Origin of the sequence: Microbulbifer litoralis (assembly GCF_023634065.1) — a bacterium.
Taxonomy (GTDB): Bacteria; Pseudomonadota; Gammaproteobacteria; order Pseudomonadales; family Cellvibrionaceae; genus Microbulbifer; species Microbulbifer litoralis.
On sequence record NZ_JALKCV010000016.1, the window covers coordinates 73,733 to 97,056 of the forward strand.

Sequence of the window (23,324 nt, forward strand, 5' to 3'; positions counted from 1 at the left end):
CTTATTTAGCAGCTTTCTTGCGGGTCTTCACCGGCTTCTCATCGGGCATTTCGTCACCGATGACTTCGCCTTTGAAGATCCAGACCTTCACACCGATGATGCCGTAGGTAGTGCTGGCTTCAGCGGTGGCATAATCGATATTCGCGCGCAGGGTGTGCAGCGGCACACGACCTTCGCGATACCATTCAGAACGGGCAATCTCAGCACCACCGAGACGACCGCCAACCTGAATTTTGATGCCCTGGGCACCCTGACGCATGGCGTTCTGTACCGCGCGCTTCATGGCGCGACGGAACATAACACGACGCTCGAGCTGCTGGGCAACATTCTGCCCCACCAGGGCGGCGTCCAGGTCCGGCTTGCGCACTTCTTCGATGTCGATGTGCACCGGAACACCCATCTGCGCACTGACTTCTTTGCGCAGACGCTCTACGTCTTCACCTTTCTTACCGATCACGACACCCGGGCGTGCGGTGTGAATGGTCACACGCGCGGTGTTGGCCGGACGTTCGATCTCGATACGGCTCACGGAAGCGTGGGCCAGTTTTTTGCGAATGAAATCGCGAACTTTCAGATCCGTGTACAGCTTGTCTGCGTACTCGTCGCTGCCGGCATACCATACGGAGGTATGCTTTTTAACGATACCCAGACGAATGCCGGTAGGATTTACTTTTTGTCCCATGGTTTTCTCGCCTGCTCTCTTATTTCTCGGCCACTTTCACAGTGATGTGACAAGTACGCTTAAGAATACGGTCAGCACGACCCTTGGCGCGCGGCTTGATGCGCTTCATGGTCATACCTTCATCCACGAAGACCGTGGAAACCTTCAGCTCGTCAACGTCCGCACCGTCGTTGTGCTCGGCGTTGGCAATGGCCGACTCCAGAACTTTCTTGACGACCGCCGCGCCCTTTTTGTGGCTGAATGCCAGGATATCCAGGGCTTCTTCGACGCCTTTGCCGCGAATCTGATCAGCTACCAGTCGCGCCTTTTGCGCCGACAGACGAGCGCCGCGTAATTTTGCTGCTACTTCCATCGTTTTAACCTCGGCTTAGCGCTTCTTCGCTTTCTTGTCCGCAGCGTGACCGCGGTAAGTGCGGGTAGCAGCGAACTCGCCCAGCTTGTGACCAACCATTTCTTCGTTGATCAGCACGGGCACGTGTTGACGGCCGTTGTGAACGGCGATCGTCAGGCCCACCATTTCCGGCATAACCATGGAACGGCGAGACCAGGTTTTAATCGGTCGACGATCATTCTTCTCAATCGCCGCCTCCACCTTCTTGATCAAATGCAGATCAATAAAGGGACCTTTCTTTAATGAGCGTGGCACTGTCGATTCCTCTCTAGCTGCTCAGACACCGCGCGGCTTATTTGCCGCGACGACGTACAATCATGTTGTTGGTGCGTTTGTTCTTGCGCGTCTTCTTACCCTTGGTAGGCACGCCCCACGGGGTAACCGGGTGACGGCCACCGGAGGTACGACCCTCACCACCACCGTGCGGGTGGTCTACCGGGTTCATCGCCACACCGCGGACGGTCGGGCGAACACCGCGCCAGCGCTTGGCACCAGCTTTGCCCAGCTTGCGCAGGCTGTGCTCGGAGTTGCTCACTTCACCCAGGGTGGCGCGGCACTCGGACAGGACCTTGCGCATTTCACCGGAACGCAGGCGAATGGTTGCGTACTGACCTTCGCGCGCCACCAGCTGAACAGAAGCACCGGCAGAGCGAGCCAGCTGGGCACCCTTGCCCGGCTTCAGTTCGATAGCGTGGATTACGGAGCCCACCGGGATGTTGCGCAGCGGCAGGGTGTTACCCACGCTGATCGGCGCAGCATCGCCGGACTGGACAACAGCACCCGCCTTCAGCCCCTTGGGAGCCAGAATGTAGCGACGCTCGCCGTCTGCGTAACAGACCAGGGCGATATGTGCGCTGCGGTTCGGATCGTATTCCAGGCGCTCGACCTTGGCAGTGATGCCGTCTTTGTTGCGCTTGAAGTCAATCTTGCGGTAATGCTGCTTGTGACCACCGCCCACATGGCGGGTGGTGATACGACCACCGTTGTTGCGGCCGCCACTTTTGCTCTTGCTCTCTACCAGAGGCGCGTAGGGCGCACCTTTGTGCAGGTCAGGATTAACAATCTTGACCAGGTGGCGACGGCCGGCAGAGGTCGGTTTTGCTTTTACAATAGCCATTGTAATTCTCCCCCTTACTCAGCAGCTTCAAAGTTGATGTCGCTGCCTTCGGCCAGGCGAACATAGGCTTTCTTCCAATCGTTGCGCTGGCCCATGCCGAAACGCGTACGCTTGGTTTTACCCTTGATGTTCACGGTGCGAACCTGCTCGACAGAAACGTTGAACAGCTTTTCTACCGCGGCCTTGATTTCGGCTTTAGTGGAATCGGTGGTGACCTTGAAAACCACTTGGTTGGCGGAGTCCGCCAGCCCGGCAGCCTTTTCGGAAATTACCGGGCCCAGCAGTACTTTGTAGAGTCGCTCTTGGTTCATCCCAGCACCTCTTCAATTTTCTTGAGTGCCGCCACGGTAACCACGACCTTGTCGAAGCGGATCAGGCTAACCGGGTCGATACCCTGCACATCCCGCACGTCGATCTTGTGCAGGTTGCGCGCGGCCAGATAGAGGTTCTCGCTCACTTCTTCAGTGATGATCAGCGCATCGGCCAGATCGAACTGGGCCAGCTTGCCGACCAGCTGCTTGGTCTTCGGTGCCTCCACGTCAAAAGACTCAACCACGACCAGGCGCTCCTGGCGGTTCAGCTCAGACAGGATGCAGCGCAGGGCAGCGCGGTACATCTTCTTGTTCAGCTTGACGCCGTGATCGCGCGGTTCAGCGGCGAAGGTTACGCCGCCGCTGCGCCACAGCGGGCTGCGAATGGTGCCGGCACGAGCGCGGCCAGTACCCTTTTGACGCCACGGTTTCTTACCACCGCCGGAAACGTCAGCGCGGTTTTTCTGCGCCTTGGTACCCTGGCGGGCGCCGGCCATGTAGGCCACTACCGCCTGGTGCACCAGGTCTTGATTGAATTCACGTCCGAAAGTCACTTCAGAGACAGCTACAGTGCCTTTAGCGCCTTCGGGAGTAGCGATATTCAGTTCCATATCTATTTCCCCTCAGACTTAGGCTTTTACTGCCGGACGAACGATTACGTCGCCACCGGGAGCACCGGGAACGGCACCTTTAACCAGCAGCAGGTTGCGCTCGGCATCCACTCGAACCACTTCCAGGTTTTGCGTGGTAACACGCTCAGCGCCCATGTGGCCGGCCATCTTCTTGCCTTTCCACACACGACCAGGAGTCTGGCACTGACCGATAGAACCGGGTGCGCGGTGAGACAGGGAGTTACCGTGAGTAGCGTCCTGGGTTTTGAAGTTCCAGCGCTTAACACCACCCTGGAAACCTTTACCTTTGGAAGTGCCGGTTACGTCGATCTTCTGACCAGCTTCAAAGCCGGAGACAGTAATCTCGGAACCGATTTCGAAAGTCTCTTCGGAAGCGTCAGTACGCAGTTCGAACAGACGGGTGCCAGCCTCAGTATTGGCTTTGGCGAAGTGGCCCGCTTGGGGCTTGGAGACACGGGAAGCCTTGCGGTTGCCAACAGTCACCTGGACTGCTGCATAGCCGTCAGTTTCCACGGTTTTCACCTGGGTGACGCGATTCGGAGCTACCTCGATAACGGTAACCGGAATGGATGCGCCATCTTCAGTGAAGATGCGGGTCATGCCGCTTTTGCGGCCGACAATACCTATAGTCATCGTTTCAACCTCTCAGTGCACGGGGCTTTAACCCACTGCGGCCGCCCAGTTTCAGAGCGTTACACTACCCGGACCTTTTTCGCCCGGGATTCGGTAGTTAATTTAAAGTGTTAGCCGAGACTGATCTGAACCTCTACACCGGCCGCCAGATCGAGCTTCATCAGCGCGTCGACGGTTTTTTCGGTGGGCTCGACAATGTCCAGCAAACGCTTGTGGGTACGAATCTCGTACTGGTCGCGCGCGTCTTTGTTGACGTGCGGGGAGATCAGCACGGTGTACTTCTCTTTGCGAGTCGGCAGCGGAATCGGTCCGCGAACTTGCGCACCAGTGCGCTTGGCCGTCTCGACGATCTCCTGGGTAGACGTATCGATCAGCTTGTGATCAAACGCCTTCAGGCGAATTCGGATGCGTTGACCCTGCATGGAATCAAACTCCAACTTGAAAACTAAAGAACGTCCTTTTACGCAGCCCCGAGGGCGGGCGAAAAGGAGCGCGAATTCTACGGGCGCTGTGTTGTTCTGTCAACCACATTGCCCACTTTCCAGACGGCGCCCCGGTGCGGCGCGGATTCCCCGCCCGCGAAACTACAATTGAAGCGGTATACCGAAGAGGAGGGGCATAAAATGACCATCGCCGCCACAGTCAGTCAATATCTACGTGACCAGTCGGTCGACTACCAGCTGGTGCAGCATCCCCACAGCCATACCAGCCGCGAGAGCGCCCACGCGGCCCATGTTCGCGAGGACCAGGTCGCCAAGGCCATCCTGATGAAGGACGAGCAGGGTTACGTCATGGCCGTGATTCCGGCCAGCAGCAGCCTCGATATGCGCGCCGTGCACGACGAGACAGGCCGCAACCAACTGGAGATGGTGTCGGAGGAAGAGCTCGGCCGCGTCTGCCCGGACTGCGAACTGGGCGCCCTCCCGCCGCTGGGCCAGGCCTACGGCATCACCACTCTGCTGGACAGCAGCCTGACCCATCGCGACACCATCTACTTTGAGGCCGGCGACCACGAGGAGCTGGTGGAAATGGAGGGCAGCCGCTTTGCCAGACTGTTCGCCGGCAGCCACAGCTGCGACCTGAGCAAGGACTGGCCGTAACACACACAATCGACAGGCGGGTATCGGCAGGATGTCGCCCCCTGACACACCCGGCCGCAACGCGGCCGGGGCCCGCTGAGGGCCGGACCGAAAGCGGAGCACCACCATTTCACCACCGTGCCGGGACCCGCATCATAGCGCCACCCACCTTCATCCAAGCTTCACGCTGCCGTGACCAAACCGTCATCGGATCGCTCCTACCGTCCCCGGGTACCCGTGCGTAGCGGGTGCCTCGACACCCATAAAAATCGGAGGCTGTATGGATAACACCAAATATGCGGCGCAGGCAGACCGTCGCCAGTTTGTCAAAACCGGCGTGGCGGCGGGGGTTGCCGCCCTCGCCTTCAGTGCCCTGGCCGCGCGCGCCGGCCAGGGCCACGGAAGAGGGCACGGTCGCGGGCGGGGACACCATTCCCACTCACCCGACTACGGCCCCCTGGTCCCGACAACAGACCTGGCCACTGGCCTGGACTTGCTGGCCCTGCCCGAGGGCTTCGAGTACCTGTCCTTCGGCTGGACAGGCCAATTGATGGACGACGGGCGCCCGACCCCAACGGACCACGACGGCATGGCGGTCTGCGCCCGGCACGGCCGCACCCTGTCCCTGGTGCGCAATCACGAGCTCTCCGCCGGTGAAAGCAGCCAGTGCAGCGTCCCCGGCGGCATGTACAACCCGGCCGAGTATGGCGGCACCACCAACCTGGTCTTCGATTTTGTCAGCGGGCGCTTTGTGCGCTCCTACACCAGTCTCGGCGGCACCATCCGCAACTGCGCCGGCGGCCCGACGCCCTGGGGCTCGTGGATTTCCTGCGAGGAGACCTTCCACACCTGGGGCAGCCGCGACGATGGCTACAACCACGGTTACGTCTTCGACGTGCCGGCCTTCGGCACCGCCAACGGTCAACCGGTATGCGCCGCCGGCCGCTTCAGCCACGAAGCTGTCGCAGTGGATCCGCGCACCGGTATTGTCTACGAGACAGAGGATGCCAACCCCTGCGCCTTCTACAAGTACGTTCAACCGGGCGCCGGTGACCGCGGCTGGCGCGGTAACCGCCACCGTCGCGAAGGGCTCCGGGACGGAGGTGAGCTATACGCCCTGGCGATCGCCGGAGAGCCCGGCCGCGACCTGCGCGGCGGCTTCACGCCGGGGGATACCTTCGCAGTGACCTGGGTGCCGGTCGATGACCCAGAGGGCGTTTACGGGCGCCCCTTCGATTCCGCCGATGGCGCCGCCGTCTTCACCCGCGGCGAGGGCTGCTGGGAGGATGGCGGCCGCATCTACTTCGTCTGTACCGACGGCGGCGCCGCCCGGCTCGGCCAGGTTTGGGTCTATGACCCGCGCGGGGAGCGCCTGACCCTGCTCTACGAATCCACCGATGCATCGGATGTGGACGGGCCGGACAATATCGCCATCAGCCCGCGCGGCGGCATTGTTCTCTGCGAGGACGGCGGCTCCAACCCGAAACGGCTGATCGGACTCACAAGGGAAGGCCTGACATTCCCGTTTGCCGAGAACCGCATCGAGCTGCGCAACGGCGATATCGACACCATCGATGCGATCTATCCCGGCACGCGCGCAAACTTCTGGGACGGCCCGGTGGGCAACTACCGCGGCAGCGAGTGGGCCGGTGCGACTTTCTACGGCGACTGGCTGTTTGCCAACATCCAGTCTCCGGGCGTAACCTTCGCAATCCGCGGCCCCTGGCAAAAAGGCACACTCTGATCCCCCTCGCGGCAAAGCCGCGGCAACCGCGCCGCGGCTTCCACAGACATACGCCTCCCGACCGCAACCCGCATTGCAGCTCGCGAACCGGTTCCAGCGCCCTGCCCTCCTGCCACTGGCCCGCAAGGCAATAAAAAAGGCCGCAGCGTTTCCGCTGCGGCCTTTTCCCGGTCGATCAGGAGTAACGATTACTCGATGATCTTGGCAACCACGCCGGCACCGACGGTACGGCCACCTTCGCGGATCGCGAAGCGCAGGCCTTCTTCCATGGCGATCGGGGCGATCAGGGTTACGCTCATCTGAACGTTGTCGCCCGGCATGACCATCTCGGTACCTTCCGGCAGCTGTACGTCACCGGTAACGTCGGTGGTACGGAAGTAGAACTGCGGACGGTAGCCCTTGAAGAACGGGGTGTGACGACCACCTTCGTCCTTGGACAGTACGTACACTTCCGCTTCGAACTTGGTGTGCGGGGTGATGCTGCCCGGCTGGGCCAGTACCTGGCCACGCTCCACTTCGTCGCGCTTGGTGCCGCGCAGCAGCGCGCCGATGTTCTCGCCGGCACGGCCTTCGTCCAGCAGCTTGCGGAACATTTCAACACCGGTACAGGTGGTCTTGGTGGTTTCCTTGATGCCGACGATTTCGATTTCGTCGCCGGTTTTCAGGATACCGCGCTCGACACGGCCGGTGACTACGGTGCCGCGACCGGAGATGGAGAATACGTCTTCGATCGGCATCAGGAACGGCTGGTCTACCGCGCGCTCCGGCTCCGGGATGTATTCGTCCAGGGTCTCTACCAGCTTCTTGACCGCGGTAGTGCCCATCTCGTTGTCGTCTTTGCCTTCCAGTGCCATCAGGGCGGAGCCGGTGATGATCGGGGTGTCGTCACCCGGGAAGTCGTAGTCGCTCAGCAGTTCGCGCACCTCCATTTCAACCAGCTCGAGCAGCTCTTCGTCATCGACCATGTCGGCCTTGTTCAGGAACACGACGATGTACGGAACGCCAACCTGGCGGGACAGCAGGATGTGCTCGCGGGTCTGCGGCATGGGGCCGTCAGCGGCGGAGCAGACCAGGATCGCGCCGTCCATCTGGGCGGCACCGGTGATCATGTTTTTCACGTAGTCGGCGTGTCCCGGGCAGTCTACGTGGGCGTAGTGACGGGTCGGGGACTCGTATTCAACGTGGGAGGTCGCAATGGTGATACCGCGCTCGCGCTCTTCCGGAGCGTTGTCGATACCGGCAAACTCCACTGCAGCGCCACCCCAGACTTCCGCGCAGACGCGGGTCAGGGCTGCGGTCAGGGTGGTTTTACCGTGGTCAACGTGACCGATGGTGCCCACGTTTACGTGGGGCTTGGAACGTTCAAACTTTTCTTTTGCCACTTTTCTGTCCTCTAGCTAAAAGAAGGTTAAAGACTAATACCTTGAAAATCAGGCCTTGGTTTTAGCGATGATCTCATCGGCTACGTTTTTGGGCGCTTCCGCGTACTTCAGGAACTCCATGGAGTAAGTGGCGCGACCCTGGGTGGCAGAACGCAGGTCGGTTGCGTAACCGAACATTTCCGCCAGCGGCACTTCCGCGTTCACGACCTTGCCGGCAGAGCTCTCTTCCATACCCTGGATCAGGCCGCGACGGCGGTTCAGGTCGCCGACCACGTCACCCATGTTCTCTTCCGGAGTCACCACTTCCACTTTCATCATCGGCTCCAGCAGCACTGCACCACCTTTCGAGGCCAGTTGCTTGGTCGCCATGGAAGCGGCAATTTTAAACGCCATTTCGTTGGAGTCCACATCGTGGTAGGAACCGTCGTACAGGGTCGCTTTCAGGCCCAGCAGCGGATAGCCCGCCAGGACACCGTTCTGCATCTGTTCTTCGATACCTTTCTGTACCGCCGGAATGTATTCCTTCGGTACCACACCACCCACGATCTCGTTGACGAACTCCAGACCTTCCTCGGACTCGTCACCGGACGGCTCGAAACGGATCCATACGTGACCGTACTGGCCGCGGCCACCGGACTGGCGAACGAACTTGCCTTCGATTTCGATGTTGTTGCGGATGGTTTCGCGGTAGGCCACCTGCGGCTTACCGATATTCGCTTCAACGTTGAACTCGCGCCTCATGCGGTCGACGATGATATCCAGGTGCAGCTCGCCCATACCGGAGATAATGGTCTGGCCGGTTTCCTCGTCGGTCTTCACGCGGAAGGACGGGTCTTCCTGGGCCAGTTTGCCCAGCGCGATACCCATCTTCTCCTGGTCGGCCTTGGACTTCGGCTCTACCGCAACGGAGATTACCGGCTCCGGGAACTCCATGCGCTCGAGCACGATCTTGGCGTCCTCGGCACACAGGGTGTCACCGGTGGTCACGTCCTTCAGGCCGATCGCCGCGGCGATATCGCCCGCCAGCACTTCCTTGATCTCCTGGCGATCCTTGGAGTGCATCTGCACCATACGACCGACACGCTCTTTCTTCTGCTTCACGGAGTTGTACACCGCGGTGCCGCTCTCCAGCTTGCCGGAGTAGACACGGAAGAAGGTCAGGGTGCCGACGAAGGGATCGGTGGCGATCTTGAACGCCAGCGCGGCGAAAGGCGCGTTGTCGTCCGCTTCGCGGGTCTCGACGGTTTCATCCTTGTCCAGCAGGGTGCCCTCGATCGCACGTACCTCGGTCGGCGCCGGCAGGTACTCGATCACCGCGTCCAGCACGGCCTGTACACCCTTGTTCTTGAACGCGGAACCGCCCAGAACCGGCACGATTTCGTTGGCCAGGGTACGCTGGCGCAGGGCGGCCTTGATTTCCTCTTCGGAAAGCTCGCCCTCTTCCAGGTATTTCTCCATCAGCTCTTCGCTGGCTTCCGCCGCCGCTTCCACCAGGTACTCGCGCATTTCGTCACAGGTATCCTGCAGTTCGGCCGGGATGTCGCCGTACTCGAAGGTCATACCCATGTCGTCTTCGTTCCACAGGATGGCCTTCATCTTGACCAGGTCGACCACGCCTTTGAATTCGTCTTCAGAGCCGATGGTCATCTGCAGCGGAACAGCGTTGGCATTCAGGCGGCTGCGCAGCTGGTCGACAACCATTTTGAAATCGGCACCGGCGCGGTCCATCTTGTTGACGAACACCATGCGCGGCACTTCGTACTTGTCGGCCTGGCGCCACACGGTCTCGGTCTGCGGCTGCACACCGGAGGAGCCGCACAGGACCACTACCGCGCCGTCGAGTACCCGCAGGGAGCGCTCGACTTCAATGGTGAAATCCACGTGTCCGGGAGTATCGATGATGTTGACGCGATGCTGCGGGAACTGCTGCTGCATGCCGGCCCAGAAACAGGTGGTCGCCGCGGACGTAATGGTGATACCGCGCTCCTGCTCCTGCTCCATCCAGTCCATGGTGGCGGCGCCTTCGTGCACCTCACCGATTTTGTGGGACAGACCTGTGTAGAAGAGGACCCGCTCAGTCGTGGTGGTTTTACCGGCATCTACGTGGGCGCAGATACCGATATTGCGATAGCGTTCGATAGGCGTTTTACGTGCCACAGTTGTATCCTCGATATAACGGCAAAAGGCAGCCTGGAATTTTCCGTGCTGCCTTTCGGTATTAATGTCTCATGGCGCTTTTTATGCGGTGCAAAAAGGTCATGAGGCTTAGAAGCGGTAGTGAGAGAACGCCTTGTTGGCTTCCGCCATGCGGTGAACGTCTTCACGCTTCTTGACAGCGCCGCCCTTGTTCTGGGAAGCGTCGATCATTTCGTTGGCCAGGCGCAGGGACATGGATTTCTCACCGCGTTTGCGGGAGAACTCAACCAGCCAGCGCATTGCCAGTGCCATGCGACGCGAAGGACGCACTTCTACCGGCACCTGGTAAGTCGCACCACCAACGCGGCGGGACTTCACTTCCACCATCGGCGCGATGTTTTCCAGGGACTCCTCGAAAACTTCGATCGGGTCTTTGTTGAGTTTTTCTGAAACCGTGTCCAGGGCGCCGTATACGATGCTCTCTGCAACAGATTTCTTGCCGCTGATCATGACGTGGTTCATGAACTTGGCCAGGGTGACATTCCCGAATTTGGGATCGGGCAGTATTTCGCGCTTGGCGACTACTCGTCTTCTCGGCATGAGAATTGCCTCTCTTCAGGGTTACTCCGAGACGCCGCCGTACATCAATACAAATCGGCGAGCTCGGCCTTACTCCGGTTGGAAAACCGAAACGCAATAAGTCTTAAGGCTTATTAACCTTTGGGACGCTTGGCACCGTATTTGGAACGGCCCTGCTTGCGATCGTTTACGCCGGCACAGTCCAGTGCACCGCGAACAGTGTGGTAGCGCACACCCGGCAGGTCTTTTACACGACCGCCGCGAATCAGTACCACGCTGTGCTCCTGCAGGTTGTGGCCTTCACCACCGATGTACGAAGTCACTTCGTAACCGTTGGTCAGGCGCACACGGCAAACCTTGCGCAGTGCGGAGTTCGGCTTCTTCGGTGTAGTGGTGTACACGCGAGTGCAGACTCCACGGCGCTGCGGGCTGGCCTGCAGGGCGGGAACGTCGCTTTTTTCGACTTTGCGTTTTCTCGGCTTACGAACCAACTGGTTGATCGTTGCCATTAAAAATCACTCCAAAAATAAAACGCCCCCACCTGAAAAGCGGGGGCCCAGTCGTCTGTGTGTGCTGCCGGCTGTAGCGGCCAGGCAGTACACCCCACATAAGCGGGGGCCGCATTCTATAGGCGGCGGCCCGCGCAGTCAATCGGTTGAGGGAAGTGAGTGCTAACCTCGACCTTCGGGTTCTCGAGCAAAGCCCGAGCAGTCAGATGCGAAGGCCCTGCGGCCCGCAAGCGGAGCTGGCGGCGAGCGCCCCCGAGCTCCGCGGTCCCAGCGATTACTCGCCGGAGGACTTCAGGGCCTCGGTCAGGGCGGCTTCCACCTCGGCGGCGGACGGGCCTTCGCCGAAGCTCTCTTCCAACTGCAGGGTACGCTTGCGCTTGCGCTCGGTGTGGTGCGCCAGGCCGGTACCGGCCGGGATCAGGCGACCCACAACGACGTTCTCCTTCAGGCCACGCAGGCTGTCTTCCTTGCCGGTCACCGCCGCTTCCGTCAGTACCCGGGTAGTCTCCTGGAAGGAGGCCGCGGACAGGAAGGACTCGGTGGCCAGAGACGCTTTGGTGATACCCAGCAACAGGCGCTCGAACTGGGCCGGTTGCTTGTCCTCGGCACGCAGGCGCTCGTTCTCTTCCACCACGCGCTGGTACTCGACCTGGTCGCCCTTGATGAACTCCGAATCGCCCATCTCGGTGATTTCCACCTTGCGCAGCATCTGGCGCACAATGGTTTCAATGTGCTTGTCGTTGATGCCCACACCCTGGAGGCGGTAGACCTCCTGGATCTCGTTGGTGATATAGCGCGCCAGCTCCTCGACGCCCTTCAGGCGCAGGATATCGTGCGGGTTCGACGGGCCGTCGGAGATGACCTCGCCCTTCTCCACCGTCTCGCCCTCGAACACGGTCAGCTGGCGGTGTTTCGGGATCAGCACCTCGTAGTGATCCTTGCCGTTCGCCAGCGGCTTGCCATCGGTCGGGGTGATCTGCAGGCGCACCTTGCCCTTGGTCTCTTTACCGAAGGACACGGTACCGGAGATCTCCGCCAGGATGGACGGCTCCTTCGGCTTGCGCGCCTCGAACAGGTCGGCAACCCGCGGCAGACCACCGGTGATGTCCTTGGTACCGCCGGATTCCTGCGGAATACGGGCCACGACGTCACCGATGTTCAGCTTGTCACCGTCTTTCAGGCTGACGATCGCGCGGGCCGGCAGCGCGTAGTGCGCCGGCGCGTTGCTGTTGGCCAGGGTCAGTTCCTCGCCGTTTTCGTCCACCAGGGTCACCGCCGGACGCAGGTCTTTACCCGCGGACGGGCGCTCTGCCGGGTCGATGATCTCGATCGAGGACAGGCCGGTGATTTCGTCGGTCTGCTTGCGGATCGACAGGCCGTCTTCCATACCGGACAGCTTCACCCAACCGGCCACTTCCGTCACGATCGGGTGGGTGTGCGGATCCCACTTGGCGACGATCTGGCCGCCGTCCACCTTGGCGTTTTCATCGACGGAGATGGCGGCGCCGTAGGGCAGCTTGTAGCGCTCGCGCTCGCGACCGGCGCTATCGGCGATGGCCAGCTCACCGGAGCGGGATACCGCCACCAGTACGCCGCTTTCGGCTTTGACCGTCTTCACATTGTGCAGGCGAACGGTACCTTCCTGCTTGACCTGGATGCTGTCCGCCATGGAGGCGCGGCTCGCCGCACCGCCGATGTGGAAGGTCCGCATGGTCAGCTGGGTGCCCGGCTCACCGATGGACTGGGCGGCGACAACACCGACCGACTCGCCCGAGTTGGCCTTGTGGCCCCGCGCCAGGTCGCGGCCGTAGCACTGGGAACAGATACCGTGGGCAGTTTCACAGGTAATCGGCGAACGCACGATCACCTCGTCGATACCCATGGTTTCGATACGCTCGACCCAGGCCTCGTCGATCATGGTACCGGCCGGAATCGCGATCTCCTCGCTGCCCGGCTTCACCACGTCGCGCGCGACGACACGCCCCAGGATACGGTCACCCAGGGACTCGATGACATCGCCGCCCTCGATCACCGGCGCCATGGTCAGGCCGTCGTCGGTGCCGCAATCCGGCTCGGTAATCACCACGTCCTGGGCAACGTCCACCAGGCGGCGGGTCAGGTAACCGGAGTTGGCGGTCTTCAGTGCGGTATCCGCCAGACCTTTACGGGCACCGTGGGTGGAGATGAAGTATTGCAGTACGCTCAGCCCCTCGCGGAAGTTCGCGGTAATGGCGTTCTCGATAATAGAGCCGTCCGGACGCGCCATCAGGCCACGCATACCGGCCAGCTGGCGAATCTGCGCCTCGGAACCACGGGCACCGGAGTCCGCGTACATGTACACGGAGTTGAAGGAATCCTGCTCGGTATCCTTGCCCTCGCGATCCACGACCGGCTCTTTCTTGATGCCGGCCATCATCGCCTGGGTCACCTTGTCGTTGGTGCGGGACCAGACGTCGATGACCTTGTTGTACTTCTCACCAGCGGTTACCAGACCGGAGGCAAACTGTCTTTCGATCTCCTTCACTTCCTCTTCGGCGCTCTCGATCAGCTCGGCCTTGGCGGCCGGGATCTCGAAGTCATTCACACCGATGGAGGAGCCGGACTTGGTAGAGAAGTCAAAACCGGTATACATCAGTTGGTCGGCAAAGATCACGGTCGCCTTCAGGCCCACCAGGCGGTAACACTGGTTCAACGCCCTGGAGATGGCCTTTTTCTTCATCGGCTGGTTGACCAGCTCGAACGGCAGGCCGTCCGGAACGATATTCCACAGCAGCGCGCGGCCGACCGTGGTGTCCTGCAGCGTGATCTTTCCGTGCTTCTCGCCGTCCTCGCCGATTTCCACTTCGCGGATGCGCACCTTGATTTTCGCCTGCAGGCCCACCTGCCCGGCGTAGAAGGCACGGCTCACTTCCTTGATGTCGGAGAAGGACATACCTTCGCCCTTGTCGTTCACGCGCTCGCGGGTCATCCAGTACAGGCCCAGCACCACGTCCTGGGACGGCACGATGATCGGCTCGCCGTTGGCCGGCGACAGGATGTTGTTGGTGGACATCATCAGCGCGCGGGCTTCCATCTGCGCCTCGATGGTCAGCGGCACGTGTACGGCCATCTGGTCGCCGTCGAAGTCGGCGTTGTAGGCGGCACAGACCAGCGGGTGCAGCTGGATGGCCTTGCCTTCAATCAGCACCGGCTCGAACGCCTGGATACCCAGGCGGTGCAGGGTCGGGGCGCGGTTCAGCAGTACCGGGTGCTCGCGGATCACCTCGTCGAGGATGTCCCACACCACCGCTTCCTCGCGCTCGACCATTTTCTTGGCCGCCTTGATGGTGGTGGCCAGGCCGCGGGTTTCCAGCTTGCCGAAAATGAACGGCTTGAACAGCTCCAGGGCCATTTTTTTCGGCAGGCCACACTGGTGCAGGCGCAGGGTCGGGCCGACCACGATCACGGAACGGCCGGAGTAGTCGACACGCTTACCCAGCAGGTTCTGGCGGAAACGGCCCTGCTTGCCCTTGATCATGTCGGCCAGGGATTTCAGCGGGCGCTTGTTGGAGCCGGTGATGGCGCGGCCGCGGCGACCGTTGTCCAGCAGCGCGTCCACGGATTCCTGCAGCATGCGCTTTTCGTTGCGCACGATGATGTCCGGCGCGTTCAACTCCAACAACCTTTTCAGGCGGTTGTTGCGGTTGATCACGCGGCGGTACAGGTCGTTCAGGTCGGAGGTCGCAAAGCGGCCGCCGTCCAGCGGTACCAGCGGGCGCAGGTCCGGCGGCAGTACCGGCAGCGCCTGCATGATCATCCACTCCGGGTCGTTGCCGGACTTGTAGAAGGCTTCCAGCAGCTTCAGGCGCTTGGACAGTTTCTTGATCTTGGTCTCGGAGTTGGTGGCCGGGATCTCTTCCCGCAGGCGCTGGATTTCTTGCGGCAGGTCGATATCGTGCATCAGCTCCTGGATGGCCTCGGCGCCCATCTTGGCCTCGAACTCGTCGGCGAACTCTTCCATCGCCTCGAAGTACTGCTCGTCATTCAGCAGCTGGCCGCGCTCCAGGGTGGTCATGCCCGGATCGGTGACCACGTAGGATTCAAAGTAGAGCACGCGCTCGATATCGCGCAGGGTCATGTCCAGCAGCAGGCCGATACGGGACGGCAGCGACTTCAGGAACCAGATGTGCGCCACCGGGCTCGCCAGCTCGATGTGGCCCATGCGCTCGCGGCGCACCTTGGCCTTGGTCACTTCCACGCCGCACTTCTCGCAGATGATGCCGCGGTGCTTCATGCGCTTGTACTTGCCGCACAGGCACTCGTAGTCCTTGACCGGACCAAAGATCTTGGCGCAGAACAGACCTTCGCGCTCGGGCTTGAAGGTACGGTAGTTGATGGTCTCCGGCTTCTTGACTTCGCCGTAGGACCAGGAGCGAATCATGTCCGGCGAAGCCAGACCGATACGGATAGCGTCAAACTCTTCCAGGTGTTCCCGGTCTTTCACCAGGTTTAACAAATCTTTCAAGGCCTTTCCTCCACTAGGGGGTAGTCAACCCGGGCTGGCCGGGTTGCCGGCGGCGGTACTGCGCGCCGCCGGCTGTATCTACTGAATCCGATTGATACCGGTCTTATTCGTGCTCGAGCTCGAAGTTCATGCCGAGCGAGCGGATCTCCTTGACCAGTACGTTGAAGGATTCGGGCATGCCCGGCTCCATGCGGTGGTCGCCGTCCACGATGTTCTTGTACATCTTGGTGCGGCCCTCCACGTCGTCGGACTTGACCGTCAGCATTTCCTGCAGGGTGTAGGCGGCGCCGTAGGCTTCCAGGGCCCAGACCTCCATCTCACCGAAGCGCTGGCCACCGAACTGTGCCTTACCGCCCAGCGGCTGCTGGGTGACCAGGCTGTAGGAACCAGTGGAACGCGCGTGCATCTTGTCGTCCACCAGGTGGTTCAGCTTCAGCATGTACATATAGCCCACAGTAACCGGGCGCTCGAAGGCGTCGCCGGTACGGCCGTCGTACAGGGTGATCTGGCCGGAATCCGGCACGTCCGCCAGGCGCAACAGCTTCTTGGTCTCGCTCTCGTCGGCACCGTCGAAGACCGGTGTCGCCATGGGCACACCCTTGCGCAGGTTGTGGGCCATCGCCAGCACTTCCTCATCGGACAACTCATCGAGCTTCTCGACGCGGCCACCGGTGGTGTTGTAGACCTCATCCAGGAAACCGCGGACCTTGGAGACTTCCTGCTGCTCCTTGAGCATGCGGTCGATCTTCACGCCCAGGCCCTTGGCGGCCATACCCAGGTGCATTTCCAGTACCTGGCCCACGTTCATCCGCGACGGCACACCCAGCGGGTTCAGGACGATGTCGACCGGCTCGCCGTTTTCGTCGTAGGGCATATCCTCGACCGGCTTGATCACGGAGATCACACCTTTGTTACCGTGGCGACCGGCCATCTTGTCACCCGGCTGGATGCGGCGCTTGATCGCCAGGTAGACCTTGACGATCTTCAGCACGCCCGGCGCCAGGTCGTCGCCGGACTCCAGTTTCTTCTTCTTGTCCTCGAAGGCTTCGTCGAGCAACTTGCGGCGGTCTTTCAACTGCGCCTCGGCTTTCTCCAGCTGCTCGTTGAGACTCTCCTCATTCATGCGCAGCTTGAACCAGTCCTCGCGCGGCAGCTCGGCCAGTACTTCGGCGGTCAGCACGTCGCCTTTCTTGACGCCCTTGCCACCGGCGACTTTCTGGCCTTCCAGGGCCGCCTGCAGACGCTCGAAGGTCGCCCCCTCGACGATGCGGTACTCTTCGTTCAGGTCCTTGCGCACTTCGTCCAGCTGCGCCTTCTCGATATCCAGGGAACGCTGGTCCTTCTGCAGGCCATCGCGGGTGAACACCTGCACGTCGATCACGGTACCGCGGGTGCCGGACGGCGCGCGCAGGGAGGTGTCTTTCACGTCGGATGCCTTCTCACCGAAGATGGCGCGCAGCAGCTTTTCTTCCGGCGTCAGCTGGGCCTCGCCCTTCGGCGTCACCTTGCCCACCAGGATATCGCCGGCGCCCACCTCGGCACCGATATAGACGATGCCGGACTCGTCCAGCTTGTTCAGCGCGGACTCACCCACATTGGGGATATCCGCGGTGACCTCTTCGCTGCCCAGCTTGGTGTCGCGGGCAATACAGGTCAGTTCCTGGATGTGGATGGTGGTGAAGCGGTCTTCCTGTGCCACGCGCTCGGAGATGAGGATGGAGTCCTCGAAGTTGTAACCGTTCCAGGGCATGAACGCGATGCGCATGTTCTGGCCCAGGGCCAGCTCACCCAGGTCGACGGACGGGCCGTCGGCGAGAATATCGCCGCGCATCACCACGTCGCCGGTGTTCACGATCGGGCGCTGGTTGATGCAGGTGTTCTGGTTGGAGCGGGTGTACTTGGTCAGGTTGTAGATATCCACACCCGCATCACCGGCCTCCACCTCTTCGTCGCGCACACGCACCACGACGCGGCTGGCGTCGACGCGCTCGATCACGCCGCCGCGCCTGGCCACGACGCAGACACCGGAGTCGCGCGCCACGGTGCGCTCCAGGCCGGTCCCCACCAGCGGCTTGTCCGGGCGCAGGGTTGGTACTGCCTGGCGCTGCATGTTCGAGCCCATCAGGGCGCGGTTGGCGTCGTCGTGCTCGAGGAACGGAATCATCGCAGCGGCCACGGAAACCACCTGCTTGGCGGACACGTCCATATACTGGATTTCCGCCGGCGGCTTGAGGCTGAACTCGTTGTGGTGGCGCACACTGACCAGCTCGTCGGTGAAGCGACCACCGTCGTCCACCGCGGCGGACGCCTGGGCGATCACGTAGTTGGCCTCGTTGATCGCGGACAGGTACTCAATGTCATCAGTTACCTGGCCGTCCACCACCTTGCGGTACGGGCTCTCGAGGAAGCCGTAGTGGTTGGCGCGGGCGTAGGTGGCCAGCGAGTTGATCAGGCCGATGTTCGGGCCTTCCGGCGTCTCGATCGGGCACACGCGGCCGTAGTGGGTCGGGTGCACGTCGCGCACCTCGAAGCCGGCGCGTTCGCGGGTCAGGCCGCCCGGGCCGAGCGCGGAGACGCGGCGCTTGTGCGTCACTTCCGACAGCGGGTTGTTCTGGTCCATAAACTGGGACAGCTGCGAGGAACCGAAGAATTCCTTCACCGCGGCGGCCACCGGCTTGGCGTTGATCAGGTCCTGCGGCATCAGGCCTTCGGACTCGGCCATGGACAGGCGCTCTTTGACCGCGCGCTCGACGCGCACCAGGCCCACGCGGAACTGGTTTTCAGCCATCTCTCCCACGGAACGCACGCGGCGGTTACCCAGGTGGTCGATGTCGTCCACCATGCCCTGGCCGTTGCGGATATCGATCAGCGTTCTCAGTACATCGACGATATCTTCCCGGCTCAGGGTGCCTTCGCCGGTCTCGGCGTCGCGCCCCAGGCGGCGGTTGAACTTCATGCGACCGACCGCGGACAGGTCGTAGCGCTCGTCGGTGAAGAACAGGTTCTCGAACAGGGACTCGGCGGACTCCTTGGTCGGCGGCTCCCCCGGGCGCATCATGCGGTAGATTTCCACCAGCGCTTCCAGCTGGGTGCGGGACGGGTCGGCGCGCAGGGTATCGGAGACAAACGGACCGCGGTCAAGATCGTTCGTGTACAGGGTCTCGAACTTGTTCACTCCCAGTACACGCAGCTTGCCCACCACCTCGTCGGTGATCTCGGTATTACATTCGATCGCTACCTCGCCGGTGGACTCGTCGACGATGTCGTGTGCCAGCACGCGGCCGTGCAGGTATTCCAGCGGTGCTTCGAGGCGCTCGACGCCGGCTTTCTCCAACTGGCGGATATGGCGCGGGGTGATACGGCGGCCTTCCTCGACGATGACCTTGCCCTTTCCGTCCTTGATATCGAACGAGGCGACGTCACCGCGCAGGCGCGACGGGATCAGTTCGAGGCTGCAGTTCTCTTCGTGCAGTTCAAACTTGCTGGTGTCGAAGAACATCTCCAGCATTTCCTGGGAACTGTAACCCAGGGCGCGCAGCAGGATGGTCGCCGGCAGCTTGCGGCGGCGGTCGATACGCACGTAGACCAGGTCTTTCGGATCGAATTCGAAGTCCAGCCAGGAGCCGCGGTAGGGAATTACGCGCGCGGCGTACAGCAGCTTGCCGGAGGAGTGGGTCTTGCCCTTGTCGTGATCGAAAAACACACCCGGGGAGCGGTGCAGCTGGGAGACGATCACGCGCTCGGTACCATTGATCACAAAGGTACCGTTTTCGGTCATGAGCGGAATTTCGCCCATGTACACTTCCTGCTCCTTGATGTCCTTGATGGACTTGTTGGCAGATTCCTTGTCGTAAATGATCAGGCGCACGCGCACGCGCAGCGGGCAGGCGTAGGTCACGCCGCGCAGGGTACACTCTTTGACGTCGAATGCCGGCTTACCCAGCTGGTAACTCACATACTCCAGCGCCGCATTGCCGGAATAACTGACAATCGGAAATACAGACTTGAACGCGGCCTGCAGGCCCACGTCCATGCGGTCATCGGGACGGTTGTCGGCCTGTGTGAATTTGCGATAAGAATCCAGCTGTATCGCAAGCAGGAAAGGCTCGTCCATGACCTTGGGCAGTTTGCCAAAATCCTTGCGGATACGTTTTTTCTCAGTGTATGAGTAAGCCATTCATATTCCCCAGCTTGATCGGTGACAAGACTTCGTGGAGCTCTGCCCCGGCACCCGCACAGCGTGCCGGCGACGTAAACTCGCCCGGGCGAGAAGTCTCTGGGCAGTGCAGTATTCGCTACACTGTCCGGAAACCTCTCCGGCAGCGGCGCTTTTCAGTAACGCGCGGACTGCGGTAAGGTGTTAACCGTGGTTTCAGCCCCTTCCCCAAAGCTGCGGGAGAGGGCAAAACCACATTGCCGCAAACGGCAAAAAGGCCGGCGGACAAAAGTCCACCAGCCTTGCCGCTGACAGCCGGAAACCGGCCGCCAGCGGAGACTCGCAACAACCGAATTACTTCAGTTCTACAGTTGCGCCAGCTTCTTCCAGCTGCTTCTTGGCCTCTTCGGCTTCGTCCTTGCTCACGCCTTCTTTCAGCGGGGCCGGAGCGCCGTCTACCAGTGCCTTGGCTTCTTTCAGGCCCAGACCGGTAATGCCGCGAACAGCCTTGATCACGTTCACTTTCTTTTCGCCGGCGGAAGTCAGGATTACGTCGAACTCGTCCTTCTCTTCTGCAGCAGCTTCGCCACCGGCAGCGCCACCGGCTACAACAGCAGCGGCAGCAGTTACGCCGAATTTCTCTTCCATGGCTTCGATCAGCTCGGCAACGTCCTTCACGGACATTTCGGCGATCGCGTTGATGATATCTTCTTTAGTCAGAGACATGATTCAGTTCCTGATATTGGTGAGCAGTCAGACTGCTCGTGTATTCATTGGGAAAGCCTGTGAAAACTGCAACTCCGTCGTGCGAAGTAATTAGGCAGCTTCCTGCTCTTTCTGGTCGCGTACGGCCGCAATAGTGCGGACCAGCTTGCCAGCGGATGCTTCTTTCAACACGCTCATCAGCTTGGCGATCGCTTCGTCGTAAGTCGGCAGCTTGGCCAACATCGCAACATCGGCGACTTCACCTTCGAAGGCGGCACCTTTCAGTTCCAGCTTCTCGTTGTCCTTCGCGAACGCCGTCAGGATGCGCGCACCGGCACCCGGGTGTTCGTTGGAGAAGGCGATAAGACTGGGACCGACGAACTTCTCGGTGAGACATTCGTATTCGGTACCTGCCAGAGCGCGACGCGCCAGAGTATTGCGGACGACTTTCATCCAAACGCCGTGCTCGCGAGCCTCTTTGCGCAGGGCGGTCATGTCGTTCACGGTTACGCCGCGGGAATCCGCAACGACCGCCGACAGAGCACCCTCAGCAGCCTGCTGGACTTCTGCGACAATCGCTTTCTTGTCTTCGAGTCCAATAGCCATAGTGTCACTCCTGGATTTGAAAAAAGACCGGGAAAACAGATCCCCGGTCGCTCCGGTGCTTCTAGCTCAAATCCAGTAAAAAATACTGGTTTGGGCGACACCGTCTGCGTAGGCTCGGACTCCCGAATGGCCGCCACGGCCGGAGCCCGGATTAAGCGGAAGGCGTTTAAACCTCAAACGCCTTTCGCGCCTACGGTCTTTGACGGCCCGCTGCCTCCTGCCCCCCCTCCGGAGAGGACTGGGAAGAGGCAACGGACCCCAAAGTTCGGTTCGCTGGGAGCACCAATAGCCAGCGGGCCTTTGGCCCGCAAGCCGAGCTGGAGCTCCCGGCAATTAAATGCTCAGGGACGCCTGGTCGATGGTCAGCCCCGGGCCCATGGTGGTGCTCAGGGTGATCTTCTTCAGGTAGACGCCCTTGGCGGAGGCCGGCTTGGCCTTCTTCAGGTCGGCAACCAGCGCCTCAAGGTTTTCCTTCAGCGCGTTGGGCTCGAACGCCACCTTGCCGATACCACCGTGGATGATGCCACCTTTGTCAGCGCGGAAACGCACCTGACCGGCCTTGGCATTCTTCACCGCAGTGGCCACGTCCGGGGTAACGGTGCCGGTTTTCGGGTTCGGCATCAGGCCGCGCGGACCCAGGATCTGGCCCAGCTGGCCGACCACGCGCATCGCGTCCGGGGAGGCAATGACCACGTCGAAGTCCATTTTGCCGGCCTTCACGTCGGCCGCCAGCTCGTCCATGCCCACCAGGTCGGCACCGGCTTCTTTGGCCGCATCGGCATTGGCGCCCTGGGTGAATACGGCTACGCGCACGTCCTTGCCGGTACCGTGTGGCAGGGTGGTGGCCCCGCGGACAGCCTGGTCGGATTTGCGCGGATCGATGCCCAGGTTAACGGATGCATCGATGGTTTCGGCGAACTTCACATTGGACAGTTCTTTCAGCAGGGCAACGGCTTCGTCGAAACCGTAGGCTTTACCCGCTTCCACTTTTTCAGCGATAGCGCGCTGACGCTTACTCAGTTTGGCCACTTACACACCCTCCACGTCGATACCGGCACTGCGCGCGGAGCCGGCGATGGTACGCACGGCCGCATCCATATCTGCAGCGGTCAGGTCGGGCATTTTGGCAGTGGCGATCTCTTCCAGCTGAGCGCGGGTCACTTTGCCCACTTTCTCAGTATTCGGACGGCCGGAGCCACTTTTGATGTTGGCGGCCTTGCGCAGCAGCACGGACGCCGGCGGAGTCTTCTTGATGAAGGTGAAGGAGCGATCGCTGTAGACAGTGATCACTACCGGCACCGGCAGACCCGGCTCCATGCCCTGGGTCTCGGCGTTGAACGCCTTACAGAACTCCATGATGTTTACGCCGTGCTGACCCAGCGCCGGGCCCACGGGCGGACTCGGGTTGGCCTGGCCGGCGGCCACCTGCAGCTTGATATAAGCTTCGATTTTCTTAGCCATTACAGCTTCCTCTCTCAGTTGGGTATTAGCGCCTGCGCTACACAGCCGAAACTGCAGCGCCGGGCTCCCCGGGGGCCCCTGCCCGCCATACCAGACTTACAGGGACGCGAAAGCCCCCTTCCGCCACATGGCGAAAGAGGGCGAAAAACCGCCTCTCGCTATCAGGTCTTTTCGACCTGACCGAATTCCAGCTCCACCGGCGTGGATCGACCGAAGATCAACACCGCCACCCTCAAGCGGCTCTTTTCGTAGTTGACCTCTTCCACCACACCGTTGAAATCGTTGAACGGACCGTCGATGACCCGCACCATCTCGCCGGGCTCGAACAGGGTCTTGGGCTTGGGCTTGTCCACGGAATCGTCGATGCGATTCAGGATAGCCTGCGCCTCGCGGTCGGTGATCGGCGCCGGCCTGTCTGCCTTGCCGCCGATAAAGCCCAGCACCCGCGGCGTCTCTTTCACCAGGTGCCAGGTATCGTCATTCAGCTCCATTTCCACCAGCACATAGCCGGGGAAGAACTTGCGCTCACTCTTACGCTTCTGGCCGGCGCGCATTTCAACCACTTCCTCAGTGGGAACCAGCACCTCACCAAACAGGTGATCCATCTCGTGCAGCTCAATGCGCTCCTTCAGCGAGGAAGCGACCCGCTTCTCGTAGCCGGAGTAGGCCTGAACCACGTACCAATGCTTAGCCATGC

Annotated in this window: 21 protein-coding genes; 2 read left to right on the forward strand and 19 right to left on the reverse strand. The window is 61.1% G+C overall.

The window, feature by feature from the left end:
• Position 1: 1 nt before the first annotated feature.
• The 8 genes from rpsC to rpsJ all read right to left on the reverse strand — a co-directional run bounded on the left by rpsC (position 2) and on the right by rpsJ (position 4,188).
• Positions 2-682, reverse strand: a complete 681-nt coding sequence (rpsC, locus tag MWN76_RS18730) for a 30S ribosomal protein S3 (protein WP_250464306.1) — start codon at positions 680-682, stop codon at positions 2-4.
• 19 nt (positions 683-701) lie between these two features.
• Positions 702-1,034, reverse strand: a complete 333-nt coding sequence (rplV, locus tag MWN76_RS18735; RefSeq protein ID WP_250464308.1) for a 50S ribosomal protein L22 — start codon at positions 1,032-1,034, stop codon at positions 702-704.
• Between the two features lie 15 nt (positions 1,035-1,049).
• Positions 1,050-1,328 (reverse strand): 30S ribosomal protein S19, encoded by a 279-nt coding sequence (rpsS, locus tag MWN76_RS18740; RefSeq protein WP_078084421.1) that lies wholly within the window; start codon positions 1,326-1,328, stop codon positions 1,050-1,052.
• 37 nt (positions 1,329-1,365) lie between these two features.
• Positions 1,366-2,190, reverse strand: coding sequence for a 50S ribosomal protein L2 (gene rplB, locus MWN76_RS18745; protein ID WP_250464310.1), 825 nt, complete (start codon positions 2,188-2,190; stop codon positions 1,366-1,368).
• Positions 2,191-2,204: 14 nt separating this feature from the next.
• A complete protein-coding gene (gene rplW / locus MWN76_RS18750; protein ID WP_250464312.1) occupies positions 2,205-2,501 on the reverse strand; it encodes a 50S ribosomal protein L23 in 297 nt (98 codons plus the stop codon).
• Positions 2,498-3,112, reverse strand: coding sequence for a 50S ribosomal protein L4 (gene rplD, locus MWN76_RS18755; protein ID WP_250464314.1), 615 nt, complete (start codon positions 3,110-3,112; stop codon positions 2,498-2,500). Before rplD ends, rplW begins: the two co-directional genes overlap by 4 nt.
• Positions 3,113-3,130: 18 nt before the next feature.
• Positions 3,131-3,766 (reverse strand): 50S ribosomal protein L3, encoded by a 636-nt coding sequence (gene rplC / locus MWN76_RS18760; protein ID WP_250464316.1) that lies wholly within the window; start codon positions 3,764-3,766, stop codon positions 3,131-3,133.
• Positions 3,767-3,876: 110 nt separating this feature from the next.
• On the reverse strand, positions 3,877-4,188 hold the full coding sequence (gene rpsJ, locus MWN76_RS18765) for a 30S ribosomal protein S10 (protein WP_066967210.1): 312 nt from the start codon (positions 4,186-4,188) through the stop codon (positions 3,877-3,879).
• Positions 4,189-4,356: 168 nt separating this feature from the next.
• Here rpsJ and MWN76_RS18770 point away from each other — a divergent pair, with 168 nt between their 5' ends.
• Both MWN76_RS18770 and MWN76_RS18775 read left to right on the forward strand, forming a co-directional pair.
• Entirely contained in the window at positions 4,357-4,866 is a 510-nt protein-coding gene (locus MWN76_RS18770; RefSeq protein ID WP_250464318.1) for an aminoacyl-tRNA deacylase, read from the forward strand.
• Positions 4,867-5,125: 259 nt separating this feature from the next.
• On the forward strand, positions 5,126-6,589 hold the full coding sequence (locus MWN76_RS18775) for an alkaline phosphatase PhoX (protein ID WP_250464320.1): 1,464 nt from the start codon (positions 5,126-5,128) through the stop codon (positions 6,587-6,589).
• 188 nt (positions 6,590-6,777) lie between these two features.
• Here the strand turns inward: MWN76_RS18775 and tuf are convergent, their stop codons facing one another.
• The 11 genes from tuf to nusG all read right to left on the reverse strand — a co-directional run bounded on the left by tuf (position 6,778) and on the right by nusG (position 23,322).
• The gene (gene tuf / locus MWN76_RS18780) at positions 6,778-7,971 is read right to left on the reverse strand and encodes an elongation factor Tu (RefSeq protein ID WP_250464322.1); all 1,194 of its coding nucleotides are present in this window, start codon (positions 7,969-7,971) and stop codon (positions 6,778-6,780) included.
• Between the two features lie 48 nt (positions 7,972-8,019).
• The gene (gene fusA / locus MWN76_RS18785; RefSeq protein WP_250464324.1) at positions 8,020-10,128 is read right to left on the reverse strand and encodes an elongation factor G; all 2,109 of its coding nucleotides are present in this window, start codon (positions 10,126-10,128) and stop codon (positions 8,020-8,022) included.
• A 108-nt stretch (positions 10,129-10,236) separates the two neighbouring features.
• The gene (gene rpsG, locus MWN76_RS18790) at positions 10,237-10,707 is read right to left on the reverse strand and encodes a 30S ribosomal protein S7 (protein WP_250464326.1); all 471 of its coding nucleotides are present in this window, start codon (positions 10,705-10,707) and stop codon (positions 10,237-10,239) included.
• Between the two features lie 113 nt (positions 10,708-10,820).
• Positions 10,821-11,195, reverse strand: coding sequence for a 30S ribosomal protein S12 (gene rpsL, locus MWN76_RS18795; protein WP_067150990.1), 375 nt, complete (start codon positions 11,193-11,195; stop codon positions 10,821-10,823).
• Positions 11,196-11,469: 274 nt separating this feature from the next.
• A complete protein-coding gene (gene rpoC / locus MWN76_RS18800) occupies positions 11,470-15,699 on the reverse strand; it encodes a DNA-directed RNA polymerase subunit beta' (RefSeq protein WP_250464328.1) in 4,230 nt (1,409 codons plus the stop codon).
• Positions 15,700-15,802: 103 nt separating this feature from the next.
• Complete coding sequence (gene rpoB / locus MWN76_RS18805) at positions 15,803-19,876, reverse strand: DNA-directed RNA polymerase subunit beta (protein ID WP_250464330.1); 4,074 nt, start codon at positions 19,874-19,876, stop codon at positions 15,803-15,805.
• Positions 19,877-20,209: 333 nt separating this feature from the next.
• On the reverse strand, positions 20,210-20,581 hold the full coding sequence (gene rplL / locus MWN76_RS18810; protein ID WP_250464332.1) for a 50S ribosomal protein L7/L12: 372 nt from the start codon (positions 20,579-20,581) through the stop codon (positions 20,210-20,212).
• A gap of 90 nt (positions 20,582-20,671) precedes the next feature.
• Positions 20,672-21,166 (reverse strand): 50S ribosomal protein L10, encoded by a 495-nt coding sequence (rplJ, locus tag MWN76_RS18815; RefSeq protein ID WP_250464334.1) that lies wholly within the window; start codon positions 21,164-21,166, stop codon positions 20,672-20,674.
• 333 nt (positions 21,167-21,499) lie between these two features.
• The gene (gene rplA / locus MWN76_RS18820; RefSeq protein WP_250464336.1) at positions 21,500-22,195 is read right to left on the reverse strand and encodes a 50S ribosomal protein L1; all 696 of its coding nucleotides are present in this window, start codon (positions 22,193-22,195) and stop codon (positions 21,500-21,502) included.
• Positions 22,196-22,627 carry a 50S ribosomal protein L11 gene (gene rplK, locus MWN76_RS18825; RefSeq protein WP_250464339.1) on the reverse strand — a complete coding sequence of 144 codons (432 nt, stop codon included), beginning with the start codon at positions 22,625-22,627 and terminating at the stop codon, positions 22,196-22,198.
• A 161-nt stretch (positions 22,628-22,788) separates the two neighbouring features.
• Entirely contained in the window at positions 22,789-23,322 is a 534-nt protein-coding gene (nusG, locus tag MWN76_RS18830) for a transcription termination/antitermination protein NusG (protein WP_250464341.1), read from the reverse strand.
• Between the last annotated feature and the right edge of the window lie 2 nt (positions 23,323-23,324).

Coding starts and splice junctions, on each gene's coding strand:
- rpsL (WP_067150990.1), bottom strand. CDS start 11,195: ATGGCAACGATCAACCAGTTGGTTCGTAAGCCGAGAAAACGCAAAGTC.
- rplC (WP_250464316.1), bottom strand. CDS start 3,766: ATGACTATAGGTATTGTCGGCCGCAAAAGCGGCATGACCCGCATCTTC.
- rplW (WP_250464312.1), bottom strand. CDS start 2,501: ATGAACCAAGAGCGACTCTACAAAGTACTGCTGGGCCCGGTAATTTCC.
- rpsC (WP_250464306.1), bottom strand. CDS start 682: ATGGGACAAAAAGTAAATCCTACCGGCATTCGTCTGGGTATCGTTAAA.
- rplD (WP_250464314.1), bottom strand. CDS start 3,112: ATGGAACTGAATATCGCTACTCCCGAAGGCGCTAAAGGCACTGTAGCT.
- rplL (WP_250464332.1), bottom strand. CDS start 20,581: ATGTCTCTGACTAAAGAAGATATCATCAACGCGATCGCCGAAATGTCC.
- rpsG (WP_250464326.1), bottom strand. CDS start 10,707: ATGCCGAGAAGACGAGTAGTCGCCAAGCGCGAAATACTGCCCGATCCC.
- nusG (WP_250464341.1), bottom strand. CDS start 23,322: ATGGCTAAGCATTGGTACGTGGTTCAGGCCTACTCCGGCTACGAGAAG.
- rpoB (WP_250464330.1), bottom strand. CDS start 19,876: ATGGCTTACTCATACACTGAGAAAAAACGTATCCGCAAGGATTTTGGC.
- rplK (WP_250464339.1), bottom strand. CDS start 22,627: ATGGCTAAGAAAATCGAAGCTTATATCAAGCTGCAGGTGGCCGCCGGC.
- rplV (WP_250464308.1), bottom strand. CDS start 1,034: ATGGAAGTAGCAGCAAAATTACGCGGCGCTCGTCTGTCGGCGCAAAAG.
- rplB (WP_250464310.1), bottom strand. CDS start 2,190: ATGGCTATTGTAAAAGCAAAACCGACCTCTGCCGGCCGTCGCCACCTG.
- rpsJ (WP_066967210.1), bottom strand. CDS start 4,188: ATGCAGGGTCAACGCATCCGAATTCGCCTGAAGGCGTTTGATCACAAG.
- rplJ (WP_250464334.1), bottom strand. CDS start 21,166: ATGGCTATTGGACTCGAAGACAAGAAAGCGATTGTCGCAGAAGTCCAG.
- MWN76_RS18775 (WP_250464320.1), top strand. CDS start 5,126: ATGGATAACACCAAATATGCGGCGCAGGCAGACCGTCGCCAGTTTGTC.